This window comes from Cyclobacteriaceae bacterium (assembly GCA_025808415.1).
Taxonomy (GTDB): Bacteria; Bacteroidota; Bacteroidia; order Cytophagales; family Cyclobacteriaceae; genus UBA2336.
The window spans coordinates 1,867,498-1,879,658 of record CP075525.1 but is presented as its reverse complement, the minus strand read 5'-3'; the positions used below and the strand labels follow the sequence as shown (position 1 = coordinate 1,879,658).

The window sequence follows — 12,161 nt, the reverse complement described above, 5'->3', positions numbered from 1 at the left end:
CGGGTAAACCTATTATGCTTGCAATCCGCAACAATATTGATCTTAAGCCCTATAATACTTTTGGTATCCACGCGGTGGCGCTTCATTTTGTTACTATAAATACGCTCGCTGAACTTCACGAACTCATCCATACCGATTTATTCAAGAATGAAAAGCATTTGATTATTGGCGGAGGAAGTAACCTGCTGCTAACGCAAGATTTCAAAGGCATAATTATACACAACAACCTTAAAGGGATAGCGGTACAAAAAGAGACGGATGAAACAATAACCCTTGAGGTATCATCCGGTGAACCGTGGCACCCATTTGTAGCGCATTGTGTACAGCACGATTGGGGTGGCATTGAAAATCTATCGCTCATACCCGGTACCGTGGGTGCTGCCCCCATGCAAAACATTGGTGCCTACGGTGTAGAACTCTGTGAAGTAGTCGATACTGTTAGTGGAATTGATCTGAAAACCGGTGACCTGAAAACATTTTCGAACCGCGAATGTATGTTCGGCTACCGCGAAAGTGTCTTCAAAAAAGAGTTACGGGAAAAATTTTTTATTTCAAGTGTTACTTTAACCTTAAGTAAAAAAAATCATCGGTTAAACATTGAATATGGGGCAATCAAGCAGACCCTTGATAGCATGCACATCACTACGCCAACAATTCAGTCCATCAGCGAAGCAGTGATTGCAATTCGTAGAAAAAAACTTCCCGATCCATCTGCAATTGGTAATGCAGGAAGTTTTTTCAAGAATCCCGTTATTACCGATTCACACTATCAATCATTAAAAAAAACGTATTCAGAACTACCTGGTTATTCAACTGAAAATCAATTAGTTAAAGTGCCTGCGGCCTGGCTCATTGAACACTGCGGATGGAAAGGAAAACGATTTGGTGATGCCGGTGTGCATGCCCATCAACCACTCGTTTTAGTAAACTATAATCACGCTACAGGTGAAGAAATTTTTTTGCTGGCTACGCGTGTCCGTACTTCCGTTCGCGAAAAATTTGACATTGATTTGGTGCCGGAAGTGAACATCATTTGAATGACATATCACGTCACTACCGAAAAGTTTTTGACTGCAAAAAAAATCACACGTCCAAAAATTTTTGCTTAAAAATTTTTGCGTATTAATTTTTTGTTATAACTTTTCACAACTTTTTAACCTTAAACATTTAACGCTATGGCAAAGAAAGCGAAAAAGGCAGCTAAGAAGAAAACAGCTAAGAAAGCTGCCAAGAAGAAGAAGTAATTAGGTAACCCCTAAAAACTTTGCGAAGGGAAGTAATTCAGAATTACTTCCCTTTCGTCATTTTAGAGGGTCATCATTCCATCTGTTTAAGTTCCATTCACACGGTTGCGGAAATTTAATGGGCCTATAGCTTGCACCACCTTGTATAGCAGCCGTAATTTTGAGTGAAAATATTTCATCTTTTAACTAAATATGATTGACATGGCTAAAGCAAGTGAAAAGAAATCAACTCAACCTCCCGCTAAAAAAGCTGCTGCTCCCCGCAGCAAAGCTAAAGCCACTTCATCCCTTTCGCTTGAGAAAGTAAGCGAACAAGTAATTGAAAAGTTTCAGGCGCTTAATGCCGAGCCTCAATTGCAAGCTGACATTGCCTGGTGCCTGGGAAGTTACCGGTATGATAAAAACCCGGTAGGCCTGTTACAGAATTGCACGTTGGCATTGTCGGCATTGAAGTCTCTAAAAGAAAAGAGTGCTAAGGCGGTTCCTGCTAAGCTCATCACCGACCTGGAAAAGGTGCTGGCACAAAAATAATTTCAAATCATGTGTGTTACGTTGGTGAGTTGGCCGTGGTACTTTTCGGCTACCACACCAAACCGGTGAAGGAAATCAACCCCTTCATCCGATTCCAGGCCTTTATGTTCGGCATAGGAGTTCAGGTAAATAACCCGTGTAATGCCCATAGAGTAAATAATGCGCGCACACGCCAGGCAAGGCGATAAGGTTACGTATAGGGTTGAGCCCTCAACAGCAGTTTTATTCTTAACCGCATATAAAATGGCATTTTGCTCAGCATGAATGGCCAATGAACAGCCCCCCTTTGAATCACGTGGGCAACCTTCTTCGGGCCACTCCTCATCGCAATTGTGCGTACCCGAAGGCGGCCCGTTATACCCGATTGAAATTATGCGTGTATCTTTAGTCAGCACAGCACCTACATGACGTTTAATGCAATGCGACCGCTTGGCAAGGTTTACTGCCAGCTCCATAAAAATATCGTCAAAAGCAGGTCGGTTCATAGGTAGTTTTGCTGTTACGATGTAGTAATTATTCGGGTAACACTTTTATAGTATATTCGCCCAAGTTAATGTTGCTTAATGGTTCAAACAACGTATAGCATTTTAATTATTCTTTTCATCACGTTTACGGCTCAGGTAACTGAAGCACAGCAAGCTATTAAACCGCGCTCAAGTCCAACCGCAATAATTTCAGCCAGGTATAAGGATACCTACATTAAAATTACCTATTGTCAACCGCACAAGCGTGGCCGCGAAGTATTTGGAAAACTGGTGCCCTACAATGAAGTTTGGCGAACCGGTGCCAATGAAGCTACCGAAATAACAACAACGCGTGATATCTATTTCGGGGGAAACCTGGTGCCCGCAGGAACCTATTCTATTTTTTCAATACCCGGACCGGATGAATGGACCATTATCCTGAACAAAGAAAACGGCTTGTGGGGCTCCTATAATTATAATAGCAAACTCGATTTGCTGCGCTTTAAAGTACCGGTTACGGATACAGGCAATACAACGTATGAAGCTTTTAGCATGGTGCTTGATCAGCGAAACAATGTGGCCGACCTTTTGCTTCTATGGGATAAAACCAAGATTATTATTCCAATCCAGTTTATTGAATCCAAACCATGAAACACGCTTGTATTATCCCTTTTTTATTTTTATCACCCCTTTTCGGTTTTACCCAAGATGACCTGACCGAACTGGATAAGCGAAACGGCTTCAAGAACATTAAAATGGGCATGCACATTGATTCGGTGGCGGGCTCAAAATTCAAAAAGGACTTTAAAGAAAAAGGCCATTACCCAGCTAAATTGTATGAGGTAATCGATCCTGAAAACGCTTCCATTGGCGAAGTGGCCGTAAACAAGATTGAAGTTAAAACCTACAAAGACCTTATTTATGAAATCTCGGTGATCACAGCAAAAGATACCCGTCTGATGAAAGGGATGGAAAGCGCATTAGGAAAACCCATTTACGATGTGCGTAACGAAAGCTATACGTGGATGGGCAAAAACCTCACCCTCAAATTCAGGCCTGCTTCCAAAACCACGCTTGAATTGCTTTATTCCTCCGCGATTATCAGGCGCATGATGGAAGAAGATAAGAAGAAAAAAATCGATGATATAGCAGATGATTTTTAGATCGTTCTCACAGCTTAAATAAAGGCTAACAAAAACCGGTTAGCCCTTTTTTTTTCTTATCACCACCACCTTATTTCTTTTAGACCACTTTTGGTACACAATTCCTACAACTACCAGTATGCACAACGCAATAAACTGTGAGTTTGAAACATAATCATCAATCACAAACCCCCTGGCCTGATCACCACGGAAATACTCCAAACCAAATCTTCCAAGGGCATAGAGCATCAGGTATACCAAAAATAATTGTCCGTGAAACTGCTTTCTCGATCGGAGAAGCAGTAGTCCGATCATTACCAGAAGAATAAAACCAGCTTCCATGAGCTGGGTAGGAAACAAGGGGGTATTCAACGGGTTGGCCTGGCAAGCAGGATCGGTAAAGGTGACACCAAACGTGCCGGTTGTAGGTTTACCATAACAACAACCGGCCATAAAGCACCCTACCCGTCCAAACATATGCACCAGGCAGGTTACCACCGCCATAATGTCGAGCATTTGGTATACCGGTAATTTGTTGCGCTTAAAGTACCAGAACATTGTAGGTACAGCAAACAGGAACGAACCATAAAAAACAAAGCCACTTCCGGTAAATAATTTTTTTGGATCAGACAGGTATAAAGAAGGGTTCTCAAACAGCAGGAAAACCTTTCCACCCACAACAGCTGCCAAAAAGATAAACAAGAATAAATTATTGGCCTGGTCAAACGTTAGGTTTACCTCCTTCCTTCCTCGAATGGTCAGATAGGAAACAGCAAAGACAACACCAACGGCAATCATGAAGCCGTAGGAATAGATCGTGAAGTTTCCTGATTCAATTAATACCGGATGCATTAAAACTGAAGTTTATCCTACCCTACTTCGAATAAGAAATTCGGTACACTACATTGGCCTGGTCGTCCGATACCAACATAGAACCGTCATTTAAAACCAGCACATCAACCGGCCTGCCCCAGGCCTTTTGGGTTTCATCATCCAGCCAGCCACTGGCGAAAGTACTGTAGCTGGTGGATTTGGTGTTTCCTTGCACATTCACCAGTGTAACACGATAGCCGATTTTTTTTGAGCGGTTCCACGAACCGTGTTCAGCAATAAAGAGTTGGTTTTTATATTGATCCGGGAACATAGAGCCAGTATAAAATTTCAAGCCTAACGGGGCAGTGTGTGGCCCCAGGTTTTGCGCAGGCACAGTGAAGTCGCTGCAGGGTCTTTTGCTGCCAAATTCAGGGTCTTTAATCGTACCGCCATGGCAGTAAGGATACCCGAAGTGCATACCGGGCTTTGGTGCATAGTTCAATTCGCAGGGTGGTATATCATCACCCATCATGTCGCGGCCATTATCGGTAAACCACATTTCTTTTGTGTCGGGATGCCAGGTAAAGCCCACGGTATTACGAACGCCCTGTGCAAAAATTTCCCTGCCGCTGCCATCAGCATTAATTCGGGTAATCGTAGCAAAAATTTCTTCTTTTGATTCGCAGATGTTGCACGGTGCCCCTACCGGAACATAGAGTTTCCCATCAGGACCAAAAGCAATGTACTTCCAGCCGTGATGGGTCTTATCCGGATAGGTATCATTTACAACACTAGGTGCGGGCGGATTAGCCAGTTTGGATTCTATACCCACATACTTCAGTATACGACTCACTTCCGCCACGTATAAATCACCATCTTTAAAAGCTACACCATTAGGCATGTTCAAGCCAGAAGCAATCACCCATTTTTTATCGGCCTTAAAATCACCATCGGTGTCTTTAACCGCATAAACTTTATCGCCATTACGGTTACCAATGTATAGAACACCAGAAGGGCTCATAACCATGGAACGGGCATTCTCAACTTCAGCAAAAACATCAATCTTAAAACCAGCCGGCATTTTTATTTTTTCCAGGGGCAACGTTTTGGAGTATTCTGTTAACGCCTCCACACTTCCGTCATCACCCACCGGAAGCTCCACAACAGCAGGTTTTGAGCCACTGTTGCATTGCAACAAGGCAACGGCTAATAAAGCAACAGGAAATACAAATTTTGCTATCCGCATAATCATAAGTTTAAGCCGGAAGATAAGCCTAAACGCAATGAATAGAAACCAAATTTTTTGGGGTGGTCTTTCCAAGTGATTTAGGTTTCCATGAAGTTTAACCCGTACAAAAATTATCTTTGCGGTTAAATGCTATCGATAACTAACCTTTCATACTTTATAGGAGGGCGCGCCCTCTACGAAAACGCCAATATGTTCATTAAGCCGAAAGACAAAATAGGGCTTATTGGGCTAAATGGCCGGGGAAAATCAACCTTATTGAAGCTGATTAACGGTGAATTAACCCCCGATTCAGGTAGCATTAGCAAAAGCAACGAATGCTCCCTGGGATTCCTCAACCAAGACCTGCTCTCCTACCAAACGGATGATTCCATCCTTACGGTTGCCATGGGGGCTTTTAAAGAAGTGGTGGATATGGAAAGGCAAATGGAGGTACTCATTCACAAGCTGGAAACAGAATATAAGGAAGCCCTGGTAGAAAAACTTTCGAAACTGCAAGAAACGTACGACCACCTTGGTGGTTACGGATTACAAGCCAAAGCGGAAGAAGTGCTGGAAGGGATTGGCTTTACCACAGCCGATTTACACCGGCCCTTAAAAGAGTTTTCAGGGGGTTGGCGAATGCGGGTAATGCTGGCCAAACTTTTATTGGAGAAGCCCGCGTTATTGATGCTGGATGAGCCCACCAACCACCTTGATTTACCTTCTATCGAATGGGTGGAAGAATACTTAAGGAATTATGATGGTGCAGTAATCATCGTATCGCACGACAGACGATTTTTAGATAATGTGGTAACAAAAATTGTTGATGTTACCCAGCAGCAACTGATCACCTATGAAGGCAACTATTCCTTTTATTTAGAAGAAAAAGAATTACGCGAAGAGATACAGCAAAACGCTTACGAAAACCAGCAACAAAAAATACGACAGACCGAGCGCTTTATTGAACGCTTTCGGGCAAAAGCCACTAAGGCGCGCCAGGTGCAATCGCGGGTAAAAGCGCTCGACCGGATGGAGAAAATTGAAGAAGTGGTGAACGATACCGCTACGGTAAATTTCAGGTTCACCTTTAACCAGCAACCGGGTCGCTATATTGTTACGCTGGACAACCTATCCAAGGCTTATGGCCAGCTTCAAATACTAAAAAATACTTCCATCTCCATTGAGCGCGGTGATAAAATAGCGCTGATCGGTGCTAACGGAAAAGGTAAATCAACCTTGCTCCGTATAATTGCCGGAACTGAACCCATAGAAGGCAACCGTACTTTAGGGTACAATGTCATCCAGGGATTTTTTGCCCAACACCAACTGGAATCGCTACACCTTGAAAACGAAATGCTGGATGAACTAAAACAGGCAGGGTCGGGCAAAACAGAGCAGCAACTTCGTAATGTGCTGGGCTGCTTTCTTTTTTCGGATGAAGATCAATTCAAAAAAATAAAGGTGTTATCCGGTGGGGAAAAATCACGGGTAGCACTTGCCAAAACATTGATATCCGAAGCTAACTTCCTTATGCTGGATGAACCTACCAACCACCTGGATTTCATTTCAGAAAATATCCTCATCCAGGCCCTTCAGCAATACCAGGGAACATTTGTAGTCGTATCGCACAACCGTCACTTTATAAGCCAGGTGGCCAATAAAATCTGGTACATTGAAGATTACCAAATAAAGCAATATCCCGGTACTTACGAAGAGTATGACTATTGGAAAAAAAGAAGAGAAGCGGAAAATAAAATCCAGCATGACGCCCCTAAGCCGGGCAAACCTGAAAAAAAACAAGAACAACCTGTTGCAAGCGCTAAACCATCTAACGGTCAGTCCTTAAAACCGCTTCAACGCGAGCTGGATAAAGTTGAGCAAAAGATTGAACAGCTTACGGCCGAAAAAAATAAGTTGGAAGAGCAAATGACACGACCAGAGGTCTTCAGCAATTATGAAAAACTTAACGATGTGCAGGTTGCCTTTGATAAAGTAGCAACAGCGCTTGATGAAGCCAACAGCCAATGGGAAAAAATTGCCCTTGAATTAGATGAGCGCTCTAAATCAGTTTAGGGGTTACAATGATCACAATACATAGGATCTTCAACCTCTCTGTTTTTCGGAAAAAGTTTTCGCTCTTTAAAACCACATACCTTGCAGGCATAATGATGCGCCAAAATACTTTGTGTGGGTGAAGCGCACTGCGAGCATGGCAACCCACGCTCTAAGTCGGTAAGTTTGAAATGTACAGCATGACATGACGGGCATCGGTTGAGCAGTACGTTAAGCATGGCTTCCGTAGCCTTTTCAATAACGTTCATGCGCGAGGGATTAAACATAGCCCGCATATCCGTTTCTGCGTACACCCTGCCGTAGCGATCCTTCATTTGGTTAAAGGCATCCATCAGGTAATGATAATCCTGAATGCCTTTCTGTATTGTTGTTGGCTTATAGAGATCGTTTTTTAGGATTATGGCATGGGTAGGAAAGTGTACTGCCTTTGCAAAGTCGAGCAAAGCATCGGTGTTGGTAATTTCAGCGTGTAAAAAATTAGTTTCGGGTGAAATGGATTTGCCGATGCAGTGAATATCCAAAGCGCGATCGAAAAAGTAGACCAGCTCTTCGTTAACAGGTACCCCGAACAGATAGGGATGTGGACCGAAACTTCCTTCACTGGCCACGGCCAAATCAAAACCCGTTTCTTCCATGGCCCATTCGCACTTACGCCTGGCTACTTCTTCAGGGGTTCCTATCCTTGCAACCTCTCCGCTAAAAGTTCCGAGCAGATCGGTATTCAGTTTTGTGGTTACATGAACCCTTACACCCAGCGTTTGCTCCAGCAAGGACCGCATTACGCGATCCTTGCCGTGCATGGTGGCAATAACCAGGTTTCTTTCCCGAAACTCCGGAACCATTACTCAAAAGAGTTAAGATTATTGGCCTTGCCCTAATGAATAAGCTGCTTTACCATCGAAGTGATAAAGATTTTCTGTTTTGACAATATCGATATTAGCATCCGTTGCGCGCTGCAACAATTGGATAATATCATTTTTCTTCAGTAAACCATCTTTGGGTTTGAACCGGCAACGCCAATGGTCGGTACAAAAGGTTTCCTCAAAACCTTCGGGCCAAACCTTTATGCCGCGGTTGGTAATCATGGATAACGTTACATCTGCTAATTGAACGGGTTGGATGATTTTTGCCAACTCATCAGCCGAAGTACCGCTCCAGTGAACGAATAAATCAACACCAACAAGTTCCTTCTTAGCCGGAGCTTTACGGCTATATTTCTTAAGGTTCAGTGTTGCATTTTTTGCATAGGTAACCGCCTTCAATTGCGATGGCTTTTTGCCGAGGTTAGCGATTACGGCATCGGCAAACTCGTTGGTGCCTACTTTTTTCTTGCTAGTCTCTTCCTTGTAGATATCGTAGGTATGAATGCCGTCTTCAATAGTTTTTAACCAGGCGTTTTGTACTTTCTCCGCAACATCGGTTTGGCCGATGTGATTTAACATCATAATAGCACCTTGCAGGAGCCCTGACGGATTAGCCATATTCTGACCCGCCCTCCGTGGCGCAGAACCGTGGATCGCTTCGAACATGGCGCATTGCTCACCAATATTTGCTGAACCAGCCAAGCCCACTGAACCCGCAATTTGCGCGGCTACATCGGAAAGAACATCCCCATAAAGGTTAGGCATTACGATCACATCAAAAGCCTCTGGCGTATCGGCCATTTTTGCAGCCCCTATATCGATGATCCAATGTTCATTTTCAATTTCCGGGTATTCTTTGGCGATTTCATCAAACACCTGGTGAAACAACCCATCGGTTTGCTTCATGATATTGTCCTTTGTAAAGCAGGTTACTTTTTTACGGCCATATTGTTTTGCATATTCAAAGGCGTAATGTACAATTTTCTCACAACCAGGACGACTGATCAGTTTTAAACATTGTACCACTTCATCGGTTTGCTGGTGCTCAATACCTGCGTACAAATCTTCTTCATTCTCGCGCACGATAACAACATCCATTATAGGATGCTTGGTCTTAACGAAAGGATGCAGGCTAATGCAAGGGCGGATATTGGCATACAAGCCCAGAAATTTCCGGGTAGTTACATTAAGGCTTTTGTATCCACCGCCTTGAGGAGTAGTAATAGGAGCTTTCAGGAATATTTTATTCCTGCGTATAATATCCCACGATTCTTTTGCTATGCCGGAAGTATTACCCGACAGGTATACTTTTTCACCAACTTCAATTTCATCAATCTCAATATTTGCACCGGCAGCCTTAATGATGGCGAGTGTGGCATCCATAATTTCCGGGCCGACACCATCGCCTTTCGCAACTGTTATTCGTGTCATAGATAAATGGGTTTTACGGCCGCAAAAATCGGCAAACCCATTTATTAGTTGTTATTTATAATTACTATATATACCATAATAAATACTTATATATCACCACAACCCGAAACCCATTTGTACAACAATGCGGTTTAGGTCAGCGTGTTAGTTACACCGCATCCAATAGTGGCAAAGGGTGCATAAACCGGTTCATAATACGTATAGGCTACCGATTCCGTGCATTTATTGTTACAACCTTCCAGTAAAATACTTAATCCTAAAAGTGCTGTTAAAATAAGCAACGCCAACAGGCGGGAGTTTTTAACGGTAATGGTGTTCATGGGAGCAGGCTTTTTTCGTTAGACCACAATCTGTTTCACCGGGTTGTAAGGCTATCGGAAAATATACCTGAAACGCAAGGACACATCGAACGTAATCGGTGCTACTTCAGCATTTGCATCGCTTTTGTAGATCGAGTTTAACGCGTAACGCATGCCTGGATTGATGGCGATTCGGTAGTGATCCGAAAATTTATAACTAAATTCGGTACCGGCCAACCCACTGAAATTTACGTTTCGATAGGGTGAGTCCGCTCCCGCTCCCTGGGTGGTTTTATTGATACCGGGAGCATCCGGTGTAAGCGTGTTCAAAATAAAAAAATCCGTAGATACGCCTCCGTTAAGTTGAATAGAAAAATCCCTGTCGATAACGAGATAACCTGCCTGCACCGGTAAGCTTATAAACTGCAGGTTACTATTAACCCCATAAGGGGTGCTGGCGTAAGAAAGCGATTGGTTATTGGAGAAATCATTCAGCGATGCTTCCCTGTAATTGGCACCGGATACCACGGTGGAAACGTAGGATGCATTTTGGGAAAGGTAACTCAGTCCGCCCTGCAGCACAAAGCGGTCAGCGATGCGACCCCCAACCTGCAGGCCGAGGGAATAACTTGAGCCTGCGGATGGGCCCGCATTCGCGGAGGGGCTTTGGTTGGAGCCTGATGAAAGACTGTTATTTACAGAAACCGATGAGTTTGTGTTGGGGTTAAAACTTCCTGCACCTACCCCGAGGGAGGTCCAGATGTTTTCTGTGTTCCTGCGCTTATCAGTGGCTGCATACTTCTTTTCTTCAGCATTTAATTGTGCCAATAACTGCATCCCAAGGTCAGGTTCAGAATAGGGTTTGTTGACAACCAACTTAGGTTCAAGGTTCTTCACCAACAAGGGCAACGGCCTTTCGGTAAAACGGTCTGCTATACGGGTGTAAAATCCGTTTTCAAACAAACCATTCGAACTGCCATCAACTGTAGGTTTGGTATCCACGGCTAAAACATGGGTTGATTTACTGCTACCGTACTTATCGTCCAAAGTTGGGTACTTGTTATTTGTTAAGGCGGCATTCCTGATCTCAGCTTGTACATCCATTTTTAAGGAAGTATCTTCCTTTGAATTCACTGTATTCTTATCAGTTGCTTCATTCAACTCCGTGCTGTTGTCAGCCTGTACAATGGTTGTTTGAGCACCCTTGCCCCCAGGTTCATTCACGCTACTTTGATTAATGGCCCTTCTGCCTGATGCAGGCGGGTTATGTTGAATAGCCAGATAATATGCCCCGCCAATGCCCATGGCAAAAACAAGTGAAGCCGCAGCCAATACTTTATAAAACAATAATCGCTGCCTCATTCTTCCACCGGCAGATTTTTCCAGGCCAAGTTCAACGTTTGCCCACACCGCATCGGATGGTGCCACTTCAGCCCCATCAAAAGCTTCTTTCCACGCCTTCTCAAAATTTCCCTTCTCCATATACTCTATACTGTGATGATTCCTTCTTCAGCTTTTCTTGTAATAAACCACGGGCGCGCGCATACTGCGACTTTGAGGTTCCCTCTGAAATACCGAGCATGTCTGCAATTTCTTTATGGCTATAACCTTCTATGGCAAAAAGGTTAAACACAACCTGGCATCCTTGCGGAAGCGATTGGATCATGGTGAGCAGTTCGGTGAAATGTAAATTTGATACACCCATTTCGTCTTCCGGGAGATCTGTCTTTTCAATATCTACCATCGGAAAGAGGTAAAGCTTTTTGCGATGGTGGTTGAGGGCCGTGTTCACCATAATCCTCGTCATCCACGTTTCAAGTTTAGCGTCTTGCCTAAAACCGTCTAACCCTTGAAAAACCTTAACAAAGCCCTCTTGTAAAATGTCTTCGGCCTCAGCACTTGACTTGGAATACCGAAGACACACCACCATCAATTTTTTGCAATAACGATCGTACAAAGCCTGCTGTGAGGCCCTGCTACCCTTCCGGCACCCTTCAATAAGCTCCTGTTCATTGAGCATGTACCCGATATAACGGCCGTTTTGCATGTTTAGACACCCCTATACAGAAATAA

13 protein-coding genes are annotated in these 12,161 nt (G+C 43.7%); 5 read left to right on the top strand and 8 right to left on the bottom strand.

The window, feature by feature from the left end; genetic code table 11:
* The first annotated feature begins 14 nt into the window (after nucleotides 1–14).
* Both murB and KIT51_08810 read left to right on the top strand, forming a co-directional pair.
* A complete protein-coding gene (murB, locus tag KIT51_08815) occupies nucleotides 15–1,037 on the top strand; it encodes a UDP-N-acetylmuramate dehydrogenase (GenBank protein UYN88328.1) in 1,023 nt (340 codons plus the stop codon).
* A gap of 525 nt (nucleotides 1,038–1,562) precedes the next feature.
* On the top strand, nucleotides 1,563–1,775 hold the full coding sequence (locus KIT51_08810) for a hypothetical protein (GenBank protein ID UYN88538.1): 213 nt from the start codon (nucleotides 1,563–1,565) through the stop codon (nucleotides 1,773–1,775).
* A gap of 2 nt (nucleotides 1,776–1,777) precedes the next feature.
* Here KIT51_08810 and KIT51_08805 read toward each other — a convergent pair whose 3' ends face one another.
* On the bottom strand, nucleotides 1,778–2,260 hold the full coding sequence (locus KIT51_08805; protein UYN88327.1) for a dCMP deaminase family protein: 483 nt from the start codon (nucleotides 2,258–2,260) through the stop codon (nucleotides 1,778–1,780).
* Between the two features lie 78 nt (nucleotides 2,261–2,338).
* On the opposite strand from KIT51_08805, the gene KIT51_08800 reads away from it, so the two are divergent.
* Nucleotides 2,339–2,890 (top strand): DUF2911 domain-containing protein, encoded by a 552-nt coding sequence (locus KIT51_08800; GenBank protein UYN88326.1) that lies wholly within the window; start codon nucleotides 2,339–2,341, stop codon nucleotides 2,888–2,890.
* On the top strand, nucleotides 2,887–3,402 hold the full coding sequence (locus KIT51_08795; protein ID UYN88325.1) for a hypothetical protein: 516 nt from the start codon (nucleotides 2,887–2,889) through the stop codon (nucleotides 3,400–3,402). Before KIT51_08800 ends, KIT51_08795 begins: the two co-directional genes overlap by 4 nt.
* Nucleotides 3,403–3,441: 39 nt before the next feature.
* Here the strand turns inward: KIT51_08795 and lgt are convergent, their stop codons facing one another.
* Together lgt and KIT51_08785 are read right to left on the bottom strand one after the other, a co-directional pair.
* Complete coding sequence (lgt, locus tag KIT51_08790; GenBank protein UYN88324.1) at nucleotides 3,442–4,233, bottom strand: prolipoprotein diacylglyceryl transferase; 792 nt, start codon at nucleotides 4,231–4,233, stop codon at nucleotides 3,442–3,444.
* 22 nt (nucleotides 4,234–4,255) lie between these two features.
* The gene (locus KIT51_08785) at nucleotides 4,256–5,440 is read right to left on the bottom strand and encodes a sorbosone dehydrogenase family protein (protein ID UYN88323.1); all 1,185 of its coding nucleotides are present in this window, start codon (nucleotides 5,438–5,440) and stop codon (nucleotides 4,256–4,258) included.
* A gap of 129 nt (nucleotides 5,441–5,569) precedes the next feature.
* On the opposite strand from KIT51_08785, the gene KIT51_08780 reads away from it, so the two are divergent.
* Nucleotides 5,570–7,495 (top strand): ABC-F family ATP-binding cassette domain-containing protein, encoded by a 1,926-nt coding sequence (locus KIT51_08780; protein UYN88322.1) that lies wholly within the window; start codon nucleotides 5,570–5,572, stop codon nucleotides 7,493–7,495.
* Here the strand turns inward: KIT51_08780 and KIT51_08775 are convergent.
* The 5 genes from KIT51_08775 to KIT51_08755 form a co-directional block, all read right to left on the bottom strand.
* On the bottom strand, nucleotides 7,492–8,337 hold the full coding sequence (locus KIT51_08775) for a hypothetical protein (GenBank protein UYN88321.1): 846 nt from the start codon (nucleotides 8,335–8,337) through the stop codon (nucleotides 7,492–7,494). The genes KIT51_08780 and KIT51_08775 overlap by 4 nt on opposite strands.
* An 18-nt stretch (nucleotides 8,338–8,355) precedes the next feature.
* The gene (locus tag KIT51_08770) at nucleotides 8,356–9,789 is read right to left on the bottom strand and encodes an NADP-dependent isocitrate dehydrogenase (GenBank protein ID UYN88320.1); all 1,434 of its coding nucleotides are present in this window, start codon (nucleotides 9,787–9,789) and stop codon (nucleotides 8,356–8,358) included.
* 131 nt (nucleotides 9,790–9,920) lie between these two features.
* Complete coding sequence (locus KIT51_08765; GenBank protein ID UYN88319.1) at nucleotides 9,921–10,109, bottom strand: hypothetical protein; 189 nt, start codon at nucleotides 10,107–10,109, stop codon at nucleotides 9,921–9,923.
* Nucleotides 10,110–10,160: 51 nt separating this feature from the next.
* The gene (locus KIT51_08760) at nucleotides 10,161–11,570 is read right to left on the bottom strand and encodes a hypothetical protein (GenBank protein ID UYN88318.1); all 1,410 of its coding nucleotides are present in this window, start codon (nucleotides 11,568–11,570) and stop codon (nucleotides 10,161–10,163) included.
* Complete coding sequence (locus tag KIT51_08755) at nucleotides 11,551–12,108, bottom strand: sigma-70 family RNA polymerase sigma factor (GenBank protein UYN88537.1); 558 nt, start codon at nucleotides 12,106–12,108, stop codon at nucleotides 11,551–11,553. The genes KIT51_08760 and KIT51_08755 overlap by 20 nt, the downstream gene beginning before the upstream one ends.
* Nucleotides 12,109–12,161: the final 53 nt, after the last annotated feature.